This is a genomic window from Bradyrhizobium sp. SZCCHNS3052, assembly GCF_032484495.1.
In the GTDB taxonomy this organism is placed as follows: domain Bacteria; phylum Pseudomonadota; class Alphaproteobacteria; order Rhizobiales; family Xanthobacteraceae; genus Bradyrhizobium.
In genome coordinates this window covers 109,283-128,292 of record NZ_JAUETB010000008.1, presented here as the reverse complement: position 1 = coordinate 128,292, position 19,010 = coordinate 109,283, and the positions used below count along the sequence as shown (strand labels likewise).

The window sequence follows — 19,010 nt, the reverse complement described above, 5'->3', positions numbered from 1 at the left end:
CAAATCATCCTCAACAACGCAACGCGCCAAAATCCGGGGGCGGCCCGGCCTGTCGTCGTCGCAACCCGAACGGATCATTCAGCTTTTCGTCTCCGGCGCAAGGGCAATGGCGGCTTCGACGCGCATCGCGGCAGGGCGCCCTCGCCGCGAATGCCGCTCCGCCGCGCGGCGTCAAAAGCCTGCCACACATCCTTTACCGCCCGGTCACGCGGTTGTTAACGCGCCGACCTAAGCCGCTCGACACCGTCATCACCATGGGGAATGAACGAGATGTCGAACACGATCGCGCACAACCGGCGCGAGTTCCTGCGGCTGCTCGGAGCGTCGGCTGCGACCGCCGCCCTCGGCCAGAGCATCGAGCGCGCGCATGCCATTCCGGCGTTCAACCGCCACGGCAGCATCGAGGACGTCAAGCACATCGTGGTGCTGATGCAGGAGAACCGCGCCTTCGATCATTATTTCGGCGCGATGCGTGGCGTCCGCGGCTTCAACGATCCGCGCGCCGTGAAGCTGCCGAATGGCAATCCGGTGTGGCAGCAGCCGAACGGCGCGGGGGCAGTGATGCCGTTCCGCGTCGACAATGCCGGCCAGGTCTATGTCGAGGACGTCGCCCATGGCTGGAACGACGGCCAGAAGGCCTGGAACAACGGCAACTACGACAAGTGGATCGCCAACAAGGGCACCACGACCATGACCTGCTTGAACCGGCAGGATCTGCCCTGGCACTATGCGCTGGCCGACGCCTTCACGGTGTGCGATTCCTATTTCTGCTCGGTGATGGGCCCGACCGATCCGAATCGCTACTACTTGTGGACCGGTTGGGACGGCAACGACGGCAAGGGCGGCGGCCCGGTCATCACCAATGCGGAAGCCGGCTACGACTGGACCACGTTTCCGGAGCGGCTGGAGAAGGCCGGCATCTCCTGGAAGGTCTACCAGGACATCGGTCTCGGCCTGACGGCGGAAGGCTCCTGGGGTTGGACCCAGAATCCGTGGATCGGCAATTACGGCGACAACTCGCTGCTGTATTTCCACCAGTATCAGAATTCGCAAGCAGGCAGCCCGCTATACGAGAAGGCGCTGCGCGGCAGCAACATCGCCAATGGCGGCACGTTCGAGAATCTGTTCGACGGGCTGCGCAACGACGTCCGCAACGGCACCCTGCCGCAGGTGTCGTGGATCGCAGCACCGGAGGCGTTCAGCGAGCATCCGAACTGGCTGCCCGGGCCGGGCGCCTGGTACATCTCCAAGGTGCTCGACATCCTGACGGCGAACCCGGAGCTGTGGAGCAAGACCGCGCTGATCATCAACTACGACGAGGGCGGCGGATTCTTCGACCATGTCGTCGGCCCGTATCCGGCGATGTCGCAGGCATGGGGCCAGTCGACCGTCGATGTGAGCACGGACCTCTTCGCTGGCGACGGAAGCCACGTTGCCGGCCCCTACGGACTAGGCGTCCGCGTGCCGATGCTGGTGGTGTCGCCGTGGTCGCGCGGCGGCTTCGTGTGCTCGGAAGTGTTCGACCACACGTCTGTGATCCGCTTCATCGAGCGCCGCTTCCATCACAAGGCGCCCGATCTGTTCGAGAGCAACATCCCGGCGTGGCGGCGCGCGGTGTGCGGCGATCTCACCTCGGCGTTCAACTTCACTTCGCCCAACGAAGGCATGGCGCCGCTGCCGAGCACGGCCGGCTACAAGCCGCCGGCCGCCGACATCACCTCCGGTGCCCGCTTCGACGACTATCATCCGGTGCCGCCGGCCAAGCAGGCGTTGCCGCAGCAGGAGCCGGGCATTCGCCCGGCGCGCCCGCTGCCCTACGATCTCAGGGTCGATGGCGACGCCGATGCTGCGCACAAGACGTTCGCGATCCGCTTCGCCAATCCGGGGCAGGCGGGCGCCTGCTTCCACGTCCGCTCCGGCAACACCGCGACCGGTCCGTGGAGCTACACCGTCGAAGCCGGGAAATCGCTGCACGGCGTGTGGGACCTCGCGGCCAGCGCCGGCCAGTACGATCTGTCGGTGTACGGCCCGAACGGCTTCTTCCGCCACTTCAAGGGCGGCGTCGCCACCACCGCCGCGCTGGTCGACGTCGATACGGTCCATCTCTGTGATTGGGATGATGACGACGATTCGCGCAGCCTTGCGATCGCGCTCACCAACAAGGGGGCGAGCTGTGTCGTGACACTGGCCGACAACTATACGGGACGCAGCGAGCGGCACCGCCTGCAGCGTGGCCAGCGGCTGGAGACGCGGGTTCGCCTGCAGCAGACCCATGGCTGGTACGACCTGACGGTCACGACGGACAGCGATGCCAACTTCAACTGGCAGCTCGCTGGTCACGTCGAGAACGGCCGGCCCAGCATCAGCGACCCGGCGATGGGCAGGATCGCCGCGACCTGATCGCGAACGATATCGGGATGCGCCCGGAGCGATTTGGGCGCATCCTCAAGATGACGAGGAGACGAGACCTTCGGGTGCTGCGTCGTCGGCATTGGGATCGCCGGGCGCCGTCGCCCAGGCAAGTTCGACCAGGGTGACGATGCGGCGGCCGGCGCCGTCGAGCTGGCACACGATGAGCCCCTGGTCCTCGATATAGGTCAGCAGGCGCTGCGCCCGGCGCAGCGAATGCGAGCCATAGGCGCGGGCGATCGCCGCATCGCTCGGGCAGGGGCGGCCGTCCTTGGCGGCGCGGGCGATCATCATGAACACGCCCTGCATGTCCTCAGGCAGCAGCGAGGCGCGCAGCGTGACGTCCTGCCAGCCGGCATCGTCGGCCGTCTCGTCGCCGCCGAGCCCGGCGCGGGCGCGGGTCAGCATGCGGCGGAACTCGTTGAGGTCGGGCACGGCCGTGCCCAGCCCCTCGATGCGGCAGCGGACGACGAATTCCTGGTAGAGCACGCCGACGGCGCGGAAGCCGGCGTCGGGCTCGGCCAAGACCGCGCGCAGCACACGCTCGACGCGGGCTTTGCGTTCGGCGAGCTCCTCCTCGCTGACGGCGGGTGCTGGCGGTTCGGGGCGCAGCTCGAGCGCGGCGGACTTCGCCGCCATGAGCTGGTCGAGCAGCTCCGGTTGCGGCTTGCGCTGCGGCCGCGCGTTGGTCTCGGGCGGCGGTGCGGCGAGAATCACCGCGCGGGCGTCCTCAAGCGAGGCCTCCGGCAGCGGCATCAGCCGCGGCGTCGCGTTGCGCGGCTTGGTGTCGGTCGGGCCGATGCGCAGGCCGAGCGGCCGGCGCGACAGCGCGGGGCCCAAGGCCATGAACTGGCCGCGCTCAAGGTCGCGGAACGCCTCGGCCTGGCGCCGCTCCATGCCGAGCAGGTCGGCGGCGCGGGCCATGTCGATGTCGAGGAAGGTGCGGCCCATCAGGAAATTCGAGGCCTCGGCCGCGACATTCTTGGCGAGCTTCGCCAGCCGCTGCGTCGCGATCACGCCCGCCAGCCCGCGCTTGCGGCCGCGACACATCAGGTTGGTCATCGCGCCGAGCGAGGCCTTGCGGGCCTCGTCGGAGACTTCGCCCGCGACGGCCGGTGCGAACAGCTGAGCTTCGTCGACCACGACCAGCATCGGGTACCAGTGGTCGCGGGAGATCTCGAACAGGCCGTTGAGAAAGGCGGCCGCGCGCCGCATCTGATTCTCGGCGTCGAGGCCTTCGAGGTTGAGCACCGTCGAGACGCGATGCATCCGCGCCCGTTCGCCGGCGACCTGCAGCGCGCGCTCGGTGTGGTCCTCGGCCGCGATCACGAGATGGCCGAATCGCTCAGCCAGCGTGACGAAGTCGCCCTCCGGATCGATGATCGTCTGCTGCACCCAGGGCGCGCTCTGCTCCAGCAGGCGACGCAGGAGATGCGACTTGCCGGAGCCGGAATTGCCCTGCACCAGGAGCCGGGTCGCCAGCAGTTCCTCGAGGTCCAGGGCCGCAGGCGATCCCGCCGCCGTCTGCCCCATCTCGATTGCAACCGTCATGTGCCCCGACTCAAGCCCGCTTCACGCAGAGGCTGGCGCTTAACAAGCGCGGGCGCGCACGTCGAGCGTTTGCAATGGACTGTCCCAGATTGCGGGATGGGCTGTGGATGGTTCGCAGATGGAACCCGATCGCGGGCTGCCCAGTTCCCTGTCGACGCGCCTCTTGCCGTGAGGGCCGGTGCTTGGCGCCCGCGCGCATTTGACGGTACTGTGCGGCGAAAAAGGGGCCAGAAGTGAACGAGCATTCGGATGCCGGTCACGCGACGTTCAAGGCGTTCGCGCGCGGAGCCGACTTCCTGCAGGGGGGCGGGGAGATGGGGGCGCTCATGCGCATCCATGATTGGTCGCGGACGCCGTTGGGGCCGCCCGAGAGCTGGCCTCAGTCCTTGCGCACTTCGATCAGCACCTGCCTGGACTGCGCGTTCCCGATCCTGATCTGGTGGGGCCCGGAGCTCGTCATGCTCTACAATGACGAGTATCGCCTAATCCTCGGCTCGCAGAAGCATCCCGCGGCGCTGGGGGCGCCAGGGCGCGCGGTATGGTCCGAGATCTGGGAGGTCATCGGCCCGATGCTGCGGCACGTCGTTAGGCTTGGCGAAGCGACCCGCTCACGCGACATGCCGCTGTTCATCGACCGCCACGGCTACCTGGAGGAGACCTATTTTTCGTTCTCCTATTCGCCGATTCGCGATGAGACCGGCGGCGTCGGCGGCGTCTTCACCCCCGTCATCGAGACGACGGCCCGGGTCGTAGGCGAGCGCCGTATGCGGACCTTGCGCGATCTCGCCGCGCGCGGCCGTGCCGACAGTCTGGCGCATGCTTGTCGCGAAGCCACCGACGTCCTCGCCGAGAATCCGCATGATGTCCCGTTTGCGCTGATCTACCAACTCAGCGAGGATCAGCGATCGGCACGGTTGTTGAGCGCCGCGGGGGGGCACCCGGACAGTGCAATCGCGCCGGCGCAGATTGCCCTCGACTGTGACGGGCTGTGGCCGATCCGGGCGGCGGCGCGCGCGGTGGCGCCGATTCGCGTCGTGCTGGATCGTGGGAAATTTGCCGGCGTGCCGACCGGCGCATGGCCCGAGCCGCCACAGCTGGCGCTGGTGCTGCCGGTTGCGACGGGCCGGGAGCAGGCGACGGCGATCCTGATCTGTGGCGTCAATCCGCGCCGCGCCCTCGATGCCGAGCACCAGGGCTTCTTCGATCTGATGGCCGCTCAGCTCGGCAGCTCCTTTGCGGAGACGCTGGCCTATGAACAGGAGCGGCGCCGCGCAGAGGCGCTCGCCGAGATCGATCGGGCCAAGACCGCGTTCTTCACCAATGTCAGCCACGAATTCCGTACGCCGCTGACGCTGATGCTCGGTCCGCTCGAAGATGTCCTGCTGCGGTCGCAGGCCTTGCCGCCTGCGGATCGCGACCGGTTGGAGATCGCCGAGCGCAATGCCTTGCGGATGCTCAAGCTGGTCAACACGCTGCTGGATTTCTCGCGGATCGAGGCCGGCAGGATGCAGGCAGTCTACGCGCCGGTCGACCTCGCGAGCCTGACCGCGGAGATCGCCAGCACCTTCCGCTCGGCGATCGAGGCCGCCGGCCTCAGGCTGATGGTGGATTGCCCGCCGCTGCCGGAGCCGGCCTATGTCGATCCCGAAATGTGGGAGAAGATCGTCCTCAACCTGCTGTCCAACGCGTTCAAATTCACCTTTGCGGGCGACATCGAGGTCCGGCTCGTCACCTGCGATCGTCATTTCGAACTGAGCGTGAAGGACACCGGGACCGGCATCCCGCAGCACGAGCTGCCGCGGCTGTTCGAGCGTTTCCATCGCGTCGCCGGCGCGTTCGGCCGCACCCATGAAGGCTCGGGCATCGGGCTCGCGCTGGTGCATGAGCTCGCCAAGCTGCACGGCGGATCCGTCGCAGCGACCAGCGAAGCCGGGCAGGGCAGCACGTTCGCGGTCAGGATTCCCAGGGGACGAAGTCATCTGCCGTTCGACCAGGTCGACGCGGCGCCAGCGCAGGAACCGATCCTTCGCGGTGCGCGGCCCTTCATCGAGGAGGCGTTGCGCTGGCTGCCGGATCCGCCGACGCTCGACGCGCACGCCGTTCCGGACATCGACATCACCACCCCGTCAGCTGACAGGGCCGGGCCGCGCCCCCGTATCCTGCTGGCCGACGACAATGCCGATATGCGCGACTATGTCCGCCGCCTGCTCGCCTCGCGCTACGATGTCGAGACCGTCGCCGATGGTGAAGCCGCGCTCGCGGCCATCGCCCGCGACAAGCCCGACCTCGTTCTGTCTGATGTGATGATGCCGCGCATCGACGGCATGCAGTTGCTTGCGCGGCTGCGCGCCGATGAACGGGTCGGCACCATTCCGGTGATCCTGGTGTCGGCCCGGGCCGGAGAAGAGAGCCGCGTCGAAGGCATGGAGGCCGGTGCGGATGACTATCTCATCAAGCCGTTCAGTGCGCGTGAACTGCTGGCGCGCGTCGAGGCGCATCTCAAGATGGCTCGTCTGCGTGCCGAAGCGACGGAGCGGCTGCGCGCCAGCGAGGAGCGCTATCGCGCTTTCGTAACCGCGAGTTCCGACGTCATCTATCGCATGAGCCCCGACTGGCGGGAGATGCGCCAGTTGCAGGGCAAGGACTTCATCGCCGATACAATGAACCCGAGCCAAGGCTGGCTCGCGAAATACATTCATCCGGACGATCAGGCGCAGGTGACTGCGGCGATCAGCAGGGCGGTCGCGACGAAAAGCATGTTCGAGCTGGAGCACCGTGTCATCCGGATCGATGGCAGCCTCGGTTGGATCCATTCGCGCGCCATCCCCATTCTCGGGCGTGACGGCGAGATCATCGAGTGGTTCGGGACGGCGCGCGACATCTCCGAGCAGAACAAGGCCGAACGGGAGTTGCGCAAGAGCGAGGAGCGCCTGCGCAGCGCGGTCGAGGTCGGTCGGCTCGGCCTGTGGGACTGGAACGTCGCGACCGGCGAGGTCTACTGGTCGGACGAGCACTTCCGCATGGAAGGCTATGGCGTTGGCGAACTGACTCCGAGCTACGAGGCCTGGGCGGCACGCATCCATCCCGACGATCGTCCCGCAGCCGAAGCTGCGCTTCACCGCGCGATGGAGGCGCACCAAGAGTATGTCAGCGAGTTTCGCGTGGTGCATCCGGGCGGCGCAATTCGCTACCTCTACGGCCGTGGGCGCTTCTTCTATGACGACGCGGGACGACCGATCCGCATGACCGGCGCCATGGTCGACGTGACCGAGCGGCGTGAATGGGAGGAGCGGCAGAAGGTGCTGGTGGCCGAACTGCAGCATCGCACCCGCAACCTGCTGGGCGTGGTCCGCTCGATGGCCGACAAGACGGCGCGCGCCAGCACCGATCTCGGCGATTTTCGAGCTCGCTTCCGTGATCGGCTGGATACGCTGTCACGCGCCCAGGGCCTGCTGTCCCGCCTCAAGGAGCATGATCGCGTCACGTTCGACGATCTGATCCGTAGCGAGCTGTGGGCTGTCGCCGGCGGTTCGGAGCGCATCGGGCTGTCGGGGCCGTCCGGCGTAAGGCTGCGGTCGTCGACCGTTCAGACCCTTGCCATGGCGCTGCACGAGCTCGCCACCAACGCGGTCAAGTATGGCGCGCTGGCGCAGCCGTCGGGCCGGCTCTGCGTGGTCTGGTCGCTCGAGCGCGAAGGCGCGGAGGGACAGCCCTGGCTGCATATCGAGTGGCGCGAAAGCGGCGTCGACATGCCGCCGCCAGACACGATGCCCAGCGGCACGGGGCAGGGGCGCGAGCTGATCGAACAGGCCTTGCCCTATCAGCTCAGCGCGAGGACCTCGTACGCCTTCGAATCCGACGGTGTCCGTTGCACGATATCGATTCCCGTTTCGCTCGCCACACTGGAGCTCGAGGATCATGCCTGAACGCTCGCTTCGCGACCGTCATATCCTCATCGTCGAGGACGAGTACATGCTTGCCGACGAGCTGCGCTGCGCCTTCGGCGACGCCGGCGGCACGATCCTGGGCCCGGTCGGAACCGTCCCCGACGCGCTCGCCTTGATCAAACGCGAGGGGCGGATCGAAGGCGCCGTTCTCGACGTGAATCTGCGCGGCGACATGGCGTTTCCGGTTGCCGATCTGCTGGTCGAACGCGGCGTGCCCTTCGTCTTCACCACCGGCTATGACGAATCGGTCATTCCGGACCGCTTCTCGAAGATCCTCCGCTGCGAGAAGCCGATTGCCGTCGATGGGATCATGCGCGCGCTCGGACGCCTGATCAAGAAGACGGCGCCGCAATGACGCGCCGGTCGGATGGAGCTGGGCGCCTCACACCTCGCGCCGGCTGAGGAAGGCGAGCCGCTCGAACAGGTGGACGTCCTGCTCGTTCTTGAGCAGCGCACCGTGCAGCGGCGGGATCAGCTTCCGCGGGTCGCGCTCGCGCAGCTGCTCAGGACCGATGTCCTCGTTGAGCAGCAGCTTGAGCCAGTCGAGCAGCTCGGAGGTCGACGGCTTCTTCTTCAGGCCGGGCACGTCGCGGACCTCGAAGAAGATGCGCAGGGCCTCCTCGACCAGTCGCTTCTTGATGTTCGGGAAGTGCACGTCGACGATGCGGCCCATCGTATCCGGATCGGGGAACTTGATGTAGTGGAAGAAGCAGCGGCGCAGGAACGCATCCGGCAACTCCTTCTCGTTGTTGGACGTGATGATGACGATCGGGCGCAGCTTCGCCTTGATGGTCTCGTTGGTCTCGTAGACGTGGAATTCCATCCGGTCGAGCTCGAGCAGCAGGTCGTTCGGAAACTCGATGTCGGCCTTGTCGATCTCGTCGATCAAGAGCACCGGTCGCTGCTCGGCCGTGAAGGCCTCCCACAGCTTGCCGCGCTTGATGTAGTTCTTGATGTCGGACACCCTGGAGTCGCCGAGCTGGCTGTCGCGTAGCCGCGAGACGGCGTCGTATTCGTAAAGGCCCTGCTGCGCCTTGGTGGTCGACTTGATGTGCCAGGTGAGCAGCGGCGCGTTGACGGCCTTGGCGACTTCCTCGGCCAGCACGGTCTTGCCCGTCCCCGGCTCGCCCTTCACCAGCAGCGGGCGCTCGAGCACGATCGCCGCATTGACGGCCACTTTGAGGTCGTCGGTGGCGACGTAGTCCTGGGTGCCGGTAAATTTCATTGCGTCTCGCTCATCGTTCGAACTTGTGTTGAGTGGCTACAGAGCGGCAGCGCCGCTGCGGCCTTAAGATGATGGCTGCCATCGGAAGCAGAAATAATCAAGCGCGCCTGATCAATGAGAGGATCACGAGCACGATGACGGCGCCGATCGTGGCGTCCAGGATCGCCCCCAGCGTGCCGCTGGCGAGCGCAATGTGCAGCGCCGGCAGCACGTAGCTTGCGACCAGCGCGCCGATGATGCCGATGACCATGTTGCCGATCAGGCCGAAACCTGCGCCGCGCACGATCAGCCCCGCCAGCCAGCCCGCGACGGCGCCGATGATCAGTGCTGCAATAATACCCATCAAAGCCCCCATTCCACCTGTTGTTCCAGGGATTGTAGAGCAAAATGCCGGCGGGTCCAGCGTGGGGCGTGGAGCGGCCCTTGACGCGCCCTCCCAGCCGCGCGATCTAATGGGCATGTTCCTGCAATTCTTCACAGCACTGCGCGATGCGCAGGTCCCGGTCTCCTTGCGTGAATATCTCACGCTGATGGAGGCCGTCGACGCCGACCTCGCCGAGCATTCGGTCGAGAACTTCTACTATCTCTCGCGCACCGCGCTGGTGAAGGACGAGCGCAATCTCGACAAGTTCGATCGCGTATTCGGCACCGTGTTCAAGGGGCTGGAGAACCTGCTCGACGCGATGGAGAAGGCCGAGATTCCCGAGGAGTGGCTGAGGAAGCTGGCCGAGAAATACCTCACCGAGGAGGAGAAGAAAGAGATCGAGGCCATGGGCTGGGACAAGCTCATGGAGACCTTGAAGAAGCGCCTGGAGGAGCAGAAGGGCCGCCATCAGGGCGGCAACAAGTGGATCGGCACCGCCGGCACCTCGCCGTTCGGCGCCTATGGCTACAACCCCGAAGGCGTCCGCATCGGCCAGGAGAAGAACCGCAACAACCGCGCCGTGAAGGTGTGGGACCGGCGCGAGTTCAAGGATCTCGACGGCAATGTCGAGCTCGGCATCCGCAACATCAAGGTGGCGCTGCGCCGGCTGCGCAAGTTCGCCCGCACCGGTGCGCCCGACGAGCTCGATCTGGACACCACGATCCGCGAAACCGCCAACCACGGCTATCTCGACGTGCACATGCGTCCCGAGCGGCGCAACGCGGTGAAGGTGCTGGTGTTCTTCGACATCGGCGGCTCGATGGATTCCCACGTCGCGCAGGTCGAGGAGCTGTTCTCGGCCGCCAAGAGCGAATTCAAGCACATGGAATATTTCTACTTCCACAACTGCCTCTACGAGGGCGTGTGGAAGCAGAACAAGCGGCGTTTCACCGACCGCACGCCGACCTGGGACGTGCTGCACAAGTACCCGCACGACTACAAGGTCGTATTCGTCGGCGACGCCTCGATGTCGCCTTATGAGATCATGGTGCCCGGCGGTTCGGTCGAGCATGTCAACGAAGAGCCGGGGTCGGTGTGGCTCGACCGCGTCATCCGCACCTATCCACACGCGGTGTGGCTCAATCCGGTGGCGCAGAAGCACTGGGACTATTCTGAGTCCACCACCATCATTCGCCGCATCTTCTCCGAGCGCATGTATCCGATCACGATTGAGGGATTGGAAGCGGCGATGAAGGAGCTGGTCCGGTAGGCAGTCCCGTCATTCCGGGCGGTTCGGTCCTGACCGACCACCCCGAATGACGAGGTCGAAACGGCGCCGCGCGACGGCTGGACACGACGAAGGAAGAAGGCATGCCCCAGACCATCACGCGCGGCATCAAGGCGCTGCTCGATGAAGCCAACGCCGAGATCGAGACGCTCTCGGCGGCTGAGGCGATCGCGGCGGCGAAGCGCGACGATGTCGTGATCGTCGATATCAGGGATCCCCGGGAGATCGAGCGCGAGGGCAGGATTCCCGGCGCGTTCTCGTGCACCCGCGGCATGCTGGAGTTCTGGATCGACCCGCAGAGCCCCTACGCCAAGCCGATCTTTCAGCAGGACAAGACGTTCATCTTTCATTGCGCCGGCGGCCTGCGCTCGGCGCTCGCGGCCAAGACCGCACAGGACATGGGTCTGACGCCGGTCGCCCATATCGGCGGCGGCTTCGCGGCGTGGCGCGACGCCGGCGGGCCGGTCGAGGCCTGGGCGCCGAAGAAGAAGGATTGATCGCTGCCCATCCCGCGCGGACTTGACCCGCGTGTCCATCGCTTCGACAAGGTGGATCGCCGGATCTCAAGTCCGGCGATGACGATTGAATGTGAAGTCCGGAGCTCTTGCGCATGACCATCCACGACGACCCTCTCGTCTCCACCGACTGGCTCGCTGCGCATCTGGGCGATCCCAAGGTGAAGGTGCTCGACGCGACCTTCAAGATGCCGGGTGTGCTGCCGCTGCCGAAGGACGATTATCTGAAGGCGCACATCCCCGGCGCCGTGTTCTTCGACGTCGACGAGGTCTCCGACCATTCCAATCCGCTGCCGCACATGTATCCGAGCGCCGAGCAGTTCGGCCGCGACGCGGGCCGGCTCGGCGTCAGCAATGGCGATACGGTCGTGGTCTATGATTCCGGCGGCTGGGTCGCCGCGCCGCGCGCCTGGTGGATGTTCCTGTCATTCGGCCACACGGATGTGCGCGTGCTCGACGGCGGGCTGAAGAAGTGGATGGCGGAGGGGCGCCCGGTCGAGAGCGGACAGGTCACGCCGGCGCTCGGCACGTTCAGCGCGAAGTTCGATGCCGCGCGCGTGCGCCGGATCGAGCAGATGGTTGCCAATCTCGCCGGCAATGCCGAGCAGGTGATCGATGCACGGCAGGCGCCGCGCTTCGCGGGCGAGGTCGCCGAGCCGCGGTCCGGCCTCCGATCCGGCCATATCCCCGGCAGCCGAAATTTGCCTTATGCGGAGCTGTTTGACGCGGCGACCGGCGTGATGAAGCCGCTCGACCGGTTGCGCGAGGCATTCGGCGCTGCCGGCGTCGATCTCGCCAAGCCGATCGTCACCTCCTGCGGCTCAGGGGTGTCGGCGGCCGTGCTGACGCTGGCGCTCTATCGTCTCGGCATCCGCGACACCGCGCTCTACGACGGCTCGTGGTCGGAGTGGGGCATCGAGAACGGTCCGCCGGTTGCGACGGGGCCGGCCTGATCGGCTGGCTCCGCCTATCGCGTGCGCGGCCCGGCAGCCTGCTGGCCGACCGCCTGCGGTTGACCAAACGGCTGCTGTCCGAATGGATCGGGGAAGGCAGTCTGTTGCTGCTGGGCGGCCGCGGCTTGCCGAGCCGACCGGAGCCGCTGGGCGATGCGCCGCTGCTTGGCGCGGCGCGCAGCGATCTGCTTCTCCCGGGCCTGGCGCTTCTTGAGGATGCTCCGGCGCAACTGAACGCTCGCGACCTTCACCGAGGCACGATGCTCGCTGGCGGCAGGCCGCTCCTGATGAGCCGGCTGTTCGGCCAGCGCGGCGAGCTTGGCCGCGATCGGATCGAGCACCGCCGGAACGGGCGCGAGCGCGGTTGAAGCGGCGGCTGCGGTCGTCATCATCGGATCGGCGCTGGCGATGACCTGAGGAACTGGCGGCGGTGGTGCGACCACGGCGGCCGCCGTTTCGCTCGACGCCCGCGGCGGGGCCGGCGCTGCAGTCTCGGGCGAGCTGTCCATGCTCGGCCTGTCGGACGCTTTTTCGACCGGAGCGACGATCGAAGCGGTCGTGTCCGGAATGGGGCGCTCCGGCTTGGTGCTCTCGATCCGGTCGTTCGTCGCGGACGCGGTCGCGACAATGGCGGAGGTGCGGGACGTGTCGACCGTTTCCGCGGGCAGCGAGGGCGTCGGCACGTCGGTGGCCACCGCAACGGGTGTCACTTCGGGCGCTTCTGTGAGCGGCGTCGCCGTCGACGGCGCGCTCGGCTGTTCGGACGTTGCCGGGGCAGCATCGGCCACGACCGGCGGCGGCGTCACCGGCGGTGTCGGAATCGAATCCACCCGCAGCACTGCGAGCACCGGCGTGGGCTCGGCCGGCGGTAGGAACGTCGTGAAGCCCGACGCCTGAGTCGTGCGCCAGGACGCGTTGCTGGCGAACTGCTCGTGGGCGGCGCGCAACAGGGCCGCGGCGCCCATGCCGAAGATGGTGAGAGAGATGGAACAGACGATCGCGGCGACCAGAAAACGAAAGCCGGGAAGCATTGACGGTAACTCTCGCCACGGCAGCGGGGACTGCCGAGACATTCGAGCCAGTAGGGAACGCGGTGATCACAGGGAATAGCCGCGTTCGCGACGAGGCCGGCTTCTGCCGTGCATCGCGAATCAGGCTCAGGTCAGAATACCGGAAGTGTTCCCGCCCGCTCGGCAAATCACGGCATCGATAGGGCCTGCGGGGGCTTCGCCGCACTTTTTCGGCGGCGTGAGACTTCCGTGCAACGACGGAGACATGATCACAAATTGCCGAAGTCGGGCCGCTCTGGCCGGAATTGTCTTGAATGCGCCGCTATCTTCGGCCATCTGGCACAGCAAAGGTCCCAATCGGCGGCTTGGGGATACTGCAAGGGCGATGATGATCAGACAAATCCTGACGGTTTGCGCGGTCGCGGCAGCGGGCGTGACGGCAACTTCGTTTGCCGAGGCACAGCAGGTCTATCAGACCGCGCCTGGAGCGTATTCACCGGCGCCGACGCCCTACCCGGCCGACGCGCGCGGGCAGGGGCAGGATTTTGACGCGCTCGACGATGAGGATGCGCCCGGCAATTCCGCGGCGTTGCCGCCACCCGGCCCGGTGATCTCGCCGGACGATCCGCGCTACGGTCGTCCAGCCAATGCGCCGGTTTATGGTGCTGCGGCTCCGACCGGTCCCATCCTTTCTCCCGACGATCCCCGATATGGACGTCCGGCCGGTGCGACGGTCTATGGGGCCGCTCCGACCGGCCCGGTGATGTCCCCGGATGATCCGCGGTATGGCCGCCCGGCTGGTCCGCCCCCGGTGATCTACGGTGATCGTCCCGCCTCCAGCCAACAGGCCTATGGTGGCGCCTATGGCAACAGCGCGCCTGGTGGCGACGCAGGCGCGCCGCGGCCGCCCGGCGCCGTCGGTGGCGCTCCCGCCGTCGCGGGCGCGGCGCAGGCCCCGTCCGCCGGAGATCGTCCGATGACGGTAGCAGCTCTGCCGCCTGAGGAACAACCCGACGCGGCGCCAGCGCCGCTGCCGGCGAACCTGCGCCGCCAGGAGGTCGACTTCGTCACCAAGGAGCCGCCGGGAACGATCGTCGTCGATACGCCCAACACCTACCTCTATCTGGTGCTCGGCAACGGCCGGGCGATGCGCTACGGCGTCCGCGTCGGCCGCGAAGGCTTCACCTGGACCGGCGTGCAGAAGATCACCAAGAAGACCGAGTGGCCGGATTGGTATCCGCCGAGCGAGATGATCGAGCGGCAGCCCTATCTGCCGCGCTTCATGGCCGGCGGTCCGGGCAATCCGCTCGGTGCCCGCGCGATGTATCTCGGCTCGACCGTGTACCGCATCCACGGCACCAACCAGCCGTCGACGATCGGCAAGTTCGTGTCCTCCGGCTGCATCGGCATGCTGAACGACGACGTTGCCGACCTGTTCGACCGGGTCAAGGTCGGCACCCGCGTGGTCGTGATGCCGGGCGGTGCGCCTCCGGGTTCCGGCAAGAACATGGCTGCTGCCGCGGCCTCTCCGGCTCCGGCGCCCGTTCAGGCCCAGGCGACTGTGCCGGCGGCTGGCCAGCCCGCCAACATGCAGCCGCTGCCGCCGCCGGTGACGATCCGCTGAGGCGGGCGTGTGCGAGCTGATCACGTTGAAAACACCCTCCTCGCGGAGGGTGTTTTGCTGTGAGGGCCGCGCTCGCCTGCTTCAAGCCAGCCGGCGCGGCGGCTCGGCTCCTGCGAGCCAGGTGGCGATACAATCGACCATCTGGCCGTAATGGGCGCGAAAACTCTCCTCGGTGACGTAGCCGAGATGCGGCGTGAGCACGACATTGCCGAGCTGGCGCAGCGGATGGGCGACGGGCAGCGGTTCCACGGAGAACACGTCGAGGCCGGCGCCGGCGATGCGCTTGTCGCGCAGTGCCTGCAGCAATGCGGCCTCGTCGACGATCGGCGCGCGCGAGGTGTTGACGAGATAGGCGGTGGCCTTCATGCGCGCGATGTCGGCCGCGCCCACCAGCCCGCGTGAGCGGTCGCTGAGCACGACGTGGACGGTGATGACGTCGGCGGCGGTGAACAGCTCCTCCTTGGTCGCGTAGCCTACTCCCGCCGCCTCGCAGCGTTCGGGCGTCAGGTTGGGGCTCCAGGCGATCACGTTCATGCCGAACGCCTTGCCGAGCCCGGCGACCTTGGTGCCGAGCTTGCCTAGCCCGATCACGCCCAGCGTCTTGCCCTCGATCTCCACGCCGCCCAGCGTCTGCCAGGGCTGCCCGGCATGCATGAGAGCATTCTCCTGGCCGATCCTGCGGGTCAGCTCCAGGATCAGGCCCATGGTGAGCGCTGCGGTGGGGTCACGGCCATATTGCGTGCCGCAGACCATGATGCCGCGCGCCTTGGCGGCCTCCAGGTCGATGGCGGCGTTGCGCATGCCGGAGGTGATCAGGAGCTTCAGCTTCGGCAACCGCTCGATCAGGGAGCGCGGCAATGGCGTCCGCTCGCGCATCGCACAGATGATGTCGGCATCGGTGAGCGCGCCGGCGGCCGCTTCCTCGTTGCCGAACGGCTGTGTGAAAGCCGTCACATCCACTCTGTCGGCCAGCCGGGGCCAGTCGGCCAACGAGAGGGCCGTATCGTAATAGTCGTCGAGGATCGCACAGCGCAGCCGTGTCATCGGCAGGGTCCATTCATCGGGGGACGGCGGCAATGGTGAATGCCGTCAGGAATGGAGCCATGCTTGCGCGCAACGCGGTGGTTGCGCAAGGCATCGTCACGCTCTCACGCGGAACCAGGAGACATCAGTCGAGGCGGGTCTTCAGCCTGAACGCGGCGTCATGGCCGTACTTGGCGCGCCAGGCGGGGCCGGGGCCGCGCATGTAGTGCAATTCTGGCCGGTACGGGTTGAAGGCGCGCGCGACGAATTCGCGCCAGAAGCCGCGGATGTCGTCCGCGATCCCAGATCGGTCTTTGCGGTGTGCCGCCGGAGCGGGCAGGGAGGCTGAGGTGAAGGCTGCCATGACGGGCTCTCGCTGTTGTCGGTCGCGGCTTTTGCCGCTTGGGCGCGCGGGGTCTTGCGGGCCGAGACCGAGTGTCCCGCCGAATTAATTAAAAGATGGTTGCAATTGTCGTGATCCGCCACACACAAGGTGATGGACCCGTATTCGTCCGTGGGCGGCAGGCCGGGCCGGCGCAGGAACGACCGTGATTCTCCCGGCATTTGTTCCCGCCGAGACCGGCTCGCCGGTTGCCCTTTGGGGACCGCGCGGTTACATCAGCGGCAACCATTTTCCGAAAATTCCGGCAGGCTTCAAGGGACACGCGATGGCGCGCCAGTTCGTCTATTTCATGCAGGGTCTGTCCAAGACCTACCCGACCCGCAAGGTGCTCGATAACATTCACCTGTCGTTCTATCCGGACGCCAAGATCGGCGTGCTCGGTGTCAACGGCTCGGGCAAGTCGACCCTGCTCAAGATCATGGCCGGCATCGACAAGGACTATACCGGCGAGGCCTGGGTGGCCGAGGGTGCCCGCGTCGGCTATCTCGAGCAGGAGCCGCAGCTCGATCCGAAGCTCACGGTGCGCGAGAACGTCATGCTCGGCGTCGGCAAGCAGAAGGCGATCCTCGATCGCTACAACGAGCTGGCGATGAACTACTCGGAAGAGACAGCCGACGAGATGACCAAGCTGCAGGACGAGATCGAGGCGCAGGGCCTTTGGGATCTCGACAGCAAGGTCGACCAGGCGATGGATGCGCTGCGCTGTCCGCCCGACGATGCCGACGTCACCAAGCTGTCCGGTGGTGAGCGCCGCCGCGTCGCGTTGTGCAAGCTGCTGCTCGACCAGCCCGAGCTGTTGCTGCTGGACGAGCCGACCAACCATCTCGACGCCGAATCGGTGTCCTGGCTCGAAGGTCACCTGCGCAATTATCCGGGCGCGATCCTGATCGTGACCCACGATCGCTACTTCCTCGACAACGTCACCAGCTGGATCCTGGAGCTCGATCGCGGCAAGGGCATCCCCTACGAGGGCAATTATTCGTCCTGGCTGCAGCAGAAGCAGAAGCGGCTGGAGCAGGAGGGCCGCGAGGATGCCGCGCATCAGCGCACTTTGGCGCGCGAGCAGGAGTGGATCGCGGCCTCGCCGAAGGCCCGCCAGGCCAAGTCCAAGGCGCGCTACCAGCGCTATGAGGAGCTGCTCAAGAAGGCCAGCGAGAAGCAGACCCAGACCGCCCAGATCATCATTCCGGTCGCCGAGCGGCTCGGCCAGAACGTCGTCGATTTCGACGGATTGTCCAAGAGCTTCGGCGACCGCCTGCTGATCGACAATCTCACCTTCAAGTTGCCGCCGGGCGGCATCGTCGGCGTGATCGGTCCGAACGGCGCCGGCAAGACCACACTGTTCCGCATGATCACCGGGCAGGAGAAGCCGGACGCTGGCACCATCACCATCGGAGAGACCGTGCATCTCGGCTATGTCGACCAGTCGCGCGACGCGCTCGATGGCAACAAGACCGTGTGGGAGGAGATCTCCGGCGGCAACGAGCTGATCCTGCTCGGCAAGAAGGAAGTGAACTCGCGCGGCTATTGCTCGGCGTTCAACTTCAAGGGCGCCGACCAGCAGAAGAAGGTCGGGGCGCTGTCCGGCGGCGAGCGTAATCGCGTTCATCTCGCCAAGATGCTGAAGTCGGGCGCCAACGTGCTGCTGCTCGACGAGCCGACCAACGACCTCGACGTCGACACCCTGCGTGCGCTCGAAGAGGCGCTGGAGGATTTCGCCGGCTGCGCCGTCATCATCAGCCACGATCGCTGGTTCCTCGACCGCATCGCGACCCACATGCTGGCCTTCGAGGGCGACAGCCATGTCGAATGGTTCGAAGGAAACTTCCAGGACTACGAGAAGGACAAGATGCGCCGGCTCGGCCAGGACAGCGTGATTCCGCACCGGGTCAAGTACAAGAAGCTGACGCGCTGATCCCTGATCTCGCGAGGCGCGACGCGGTCTCTGTTCCGAGACAAAGCGTCGCGCCCCGGCTGCGGCCAGTTGTCGCTTTTCCGCGTGCTGCGATTGCGTAGATACATGATCCGCAATCCCTCCCAGCCGCGAGATTCTTCACATGTCTTCCTCCGACGCGACCCTGTCCTCCAAGGGCGGAGCGCTGCGCCCCATTCCCATGCTGATCTTCGGCTCGCGCTGGCTGCAGCTGCCGCTCTATGTCGGGCTGATCATCGCGCAGGGCGTCTATGTCGTGCTGTTCCTGAAGGAGCTCTGGCACCTGTTCGCGCACGCGTTCGATTTCTCCGAGCAGCAGATCATGCTCGCCGTGCTCGGACTGATCGACGTGGTCATGATCTCGAACCTGCTCGTGATGGTGATCGTCGGCGGCTACGAAACGTTCGTGTCGCGGCTCAATCTGCAGGGCCATCCCGACGAGCCGGAATGGCTCAGCCACGTCAATGCCAGCGTGCTGAAGATCAAGCTGGCGATGGCCATCATCGGCATCTCGTCGATCCACCTGCTGCGCACCTTCATCGAGGCCGGCGCGCTTTCGTCGGGCAAGTCGAACTACACCGAGACCGGCGTGATGTGGCAGACGATCATCCACACGGTCTTCATCCTCTCCGCGATCGGCATCGCCGTGGTCGACAAATTGTCGAATGCCGCGATCGAAGAGACGAAGCAGGCGGGGCATTGAGCGGCAGCCTCGGGTTCCGTCGGTGGCCTGCTGACGTTCACAAGTGCCGCGGGCTATGGTAG

Annotated in this window: 15 protein-coding genes; 9 read left to right on the top strand and 6 right to left on the bottom strand. The window is 66.4% G+C overall.

What is annotated here, in order from left to right; genetic code table 11:
* The first annotated feature begins 270 nt into the window (after positions 1-270).
* On the top strand, positions 271-2,400 hold the full coding sequence (locus QX073_RS23330; protein ID WP_316226433.1) for a phosphocholine-specific phospholipase C: 2,130 nt from the start codon (positions 271-273) through the stop codon (positions 2,398-2,400).
* Between the two features lie 45 nt (positions 2,401-2,445).
* On the opposite strand, the gene QX073_RS23325 is transcribed toward QX073_RS23330, so the two are convergent.
* Positions 2,446-3,960: an ATP-binding protein gene (locus QX073_RS23325; protein WP_316226432.1), complete on the bottom strand. Its 1,515-nt coding sequence runs from the start codon at positions 3,958-3,960 to the stop codon at positions 2,446-2,448.
* A 233-nt stretch (positions 3,961-4,193) separates the two neighbouring features.
* Between QX073_RS23325 and QX073_RS23320 the strand changes: the two genes are divergently transcribed.
* Both QX073_RS23320 and QX073_RS23315 read left to right on the top strand, forming a co-directional pair.
* A complete protein-coding gene (locus QX073_RS23320; protein WP_316226431.1) occupies positions 4,194-7,886 on the top strand; it encodes a PAS domain-containing protein in 3,693 nt (1,230 codons plus the stop codon).
* Positions 7,879-8,262, top strand: coding sequence for a response regulator (locus QX073_RS23315; protein ID WP_315717853.1), 384 nt, complete (start codon positions 7,879-7,881; stop codon positions 8,260-8,262). The genes QX073_RS23320 and QX073_RS23315 overlap by 8 nt, the downstream gene beginning before the upstream one ends.
* Before the next feature lie 27 nt (positions 8,263-8,289).
* Here the strand turns inward: QX073_RS23315 and QX073_RS23310 are convergent, their stop codons facing one another.
* Together QX073_RS23310 and QX073_RS23305 are read right to left on the bottom strand one after the other, a co-directional pair.
* Positions 8,290-9,132 (bottom strand): MoxR family ATPase, encoded by an 843-nt coding sequence (locus QX073_RS23310; RefSeq protein WP_315717852.1) that lies wholly within the window; start codon positions 9,130-9,132, stop codon positions 8,290-8,292.
* A 97-nt stretch (positions 9,133-9,229) separates the two neighbouring features.
* Positions 9,230-9,475 (bottom strand): GlsB/YeaQ/YmgE family stress response membrane protein, encoded by a 246-nt coding sequence (locus QX073_RS23305; protein WP_315717851.1) that lies wholly within the window; start codon positions 9,473-9,475, stop codon positions 9,230-9,232.
* Positions 9,476-9,590: 115 nt separating this feature from the next.
* On the opposite strand from QX073_RS23305, the gene QX073_RS23300 reads away from it, so the two are divergent.
* The 3 genes from QX073_RS23300 to sseA all read left to right on the top strand — a co-directional run bounded on the left by QX073_RS23300 (position 9,591) and on the right by sseA (position 12,252).
* Positions 9,591-10,766, top strand: a complete 1,176-nt coding sequence (locus QX073_RS23300; RefSeq protein ID WP_315827124.1) for a VWA domain-containing protein — start codon at positions 9,591-9,593, stop codon at positions 10,764-10,766.
* 101 nt (positions 10,767-10,867) lie between these two features.
* On the top strand, positions 10,868-11,281 hold the full coding sequence (locus QX073_RS23295) for a rhodanese-like domain-containing protein (protein ID WP_315717849.1): 414 nt from the start codon (positions 10,868-10,870) through the stop codon (positions 11,279-11,281).
* A gap of 113 nt (positions 11,282-11,394) precedes the next feature.
* The gene (sseA, locus tag QX073_RS23290; protein WP_316171677.1) at positions 11,395-12,252 is read left to right on the top strand and encodes a 3-mercaptopyruvate sulfurtransferase; all 858 of its coding nucleotides are present in this window, start codon (positions 11,395-11,397) and stop codon (positions 12,250-12,252) included.
* A gap of 14 nt (positions 12,253-12,266) precedes the next feature.
* Here the strand turns inward: sseA and QX073_RS23285 are convergent, their stop codons facing one another.
* Entirely contained in the window at positions 12,267-13,217 is a 951-nt protein-coding gene (locus QX073_RS23285) for a hypothetical protein (protein ID WP_315717847.1), read from the bottom strand.
* A 430-nt stretch (positions 13,218-13,647) separates the two neighbouring features.
* Between QX073_RS23285 and QX073_RS23280 the strand changes: the two genes are divergently transcribed.
* Complete coding sequence (locus QX073_RS23280; RefSeq protein ID WP_315717846.1) at positions 13,648-14,886, top strand: L,D-transpeptidase; 1,239 nt, start codon at positions 13,648-13,650, stop codon at positions 14,884-14,886.
* Between the two features lie 81 nt (positions 14,887-14,967).
* Here QX073_RS23280 and QX073_RS23275 read toward each other — a convergent pair whose 3' ends face one another.
* On the bottom strand, positions 14,968-15,930 hold the full coding sequence (locus tag QX073_RS23275; RefSeq protein WP_316171678.1) for a D-2-hydroxyacid dehydrogenase family protein: 963 nt from the start codon (positions 15,928-15,930) through the stop codon (positions 14,968-14,970).
* A gap of 124 nt (positions 15,931-16,054) precedes the next feature.
* Positions 16,055-16,273 carry a hypothetical protein gene (locus QX073_RS23270; protein ID WP_315717844.1) on the bottom strand — a complete coding sequence of 73 codons (219 nt, stop codon included), beginning with the start codon at positions 16,271-16,273 and terminating at the stop codon, positions 16,055-16,057.
* A 304-nt stretch (positions 16,274-16,577) separates the two neighbouring features.
* Here QX073_RS23270 and ettA point away from each other — a divergent pair, with 304 nt between their 5' ends.
* Both ettA and QX073_RS23260 read left to right on the top strand, forming a co-directional pair.
* Positions 16,578-18,227, top strand: coding sequence for an energy-dependent translational throttle protein EttA (gene ettA, locus QX073_RS23265; protein ID WP_315717864.1), 1,650 nt, complete (start codon positions 16,578-16,580; stop codon positions 18,225-18,227).
* A 142-nt stretch (positions 18,228-18,369) separates the two neighbouring features.
* Complete coding sequence (locus QX073_RS23260) at positions 18,370-18,948, top strand: TIGR00645 family protein (RefSeq protein ID WP_315717843.1); 579 nt, start codon at positions 18,370-18,372, stop codon at positions 18,946-18,948.
* Positions 18,949-19,010: the final 62 nt, after the last annotated feature.

Coding starts and splice junctions, on each gene's coding strand:
- QX073_RS23310 (WP_315717852.1), bottom strand. CDS start 9,132: ATGAAATTTACCGGCACCCAGGACTACGTCGCCACCGACGACCTCAAA.
- QX073_RS23285 (WP_315717847.1), bottom strand. CDS start 13,217: ATGGGCGCCGCGGCCCTGTTGCGCGCCGCCCACGAGCAGTTCGCCAGC.
- QX073_RS23280 (WP_315717846.1), top strand. CDS start 13,648: ATGATGATCAGACAAATCCTGACGGTTTGCGCGGTCGCGGCAGCGGGC.
- QX073_RS23330 (WP_316226433.1), top strand. CDS start 271: ATGTCGAACACGATCGCGCACAACCGGCGCGAGTTCCTGCGGCTGCTC.
- QX073_RS23270 (WP_315717844.1), bottom strand. CDS start 16,273: ATGGCAGCCTTCACCTCAGCCTCCCTGCCCGCTCCGGCGGCACACCGC.
- QX073_RS23295 (WP_315717849.1), top strand. CDS start 10,868: ATGCCCCAGACCATCACGCGCGGCATCAAGGCGCTGCTCGATGAAGCC.
- ettA (WP_315717864.1), top strand. CDS start 16,578: ATGGCGCGCCAGTTCGTCTATTTCATGCAGGGTCTGTCCAAGACCTAC.
- QX073_RS23260 (WP_315717843.1), top strand. CDS start 18,370: ATGTCTTCCTCCGACGCGACCCTGTCCTCCAAGGGCGGAGCGCTGCGC.
- QX073_RS23300 (WP_315827124.1), top strand. CDS start 9,591: ATGTTCCTGCAATTCTTCACAGCACTGCGCGATGCGCAGGTCCCGGTC.
- QX073_RS23275 (WP_316171678.1), bottom strand. CDS start 15,930: ATGACACGGCTGCGCTGTGCGATCCTCGACGACTATTACGATACGGCC.
- QX073_RS23305 (WP_315717851.1), bottom strand. CDS start 9,475: ATGGGTATTATTGCAGCACTGATCATCGGCGCCGTCGCGGGCTGGCTG.
- QX073_RS23325 (WP_316226432.1), bottom strand. CDS start 3,960: ATGACGGTTGCAATCGAGATGGGGCAGACGGCGGCGGGATCGCCTGCG.
- QX073_RS23315 (WP_315717853.1), top strand. CDS start 7,879: ATGCCTGAACGCTCGCTTCGCGACCGTCATATCCTCATCGTCGAGGAC.
- sseA (WP_316171677.1), top strand. CDS start 11,395: ATGACCATCCACGACGACCCTCTCGTCTCCACCGACTGGCTCGCTGCG.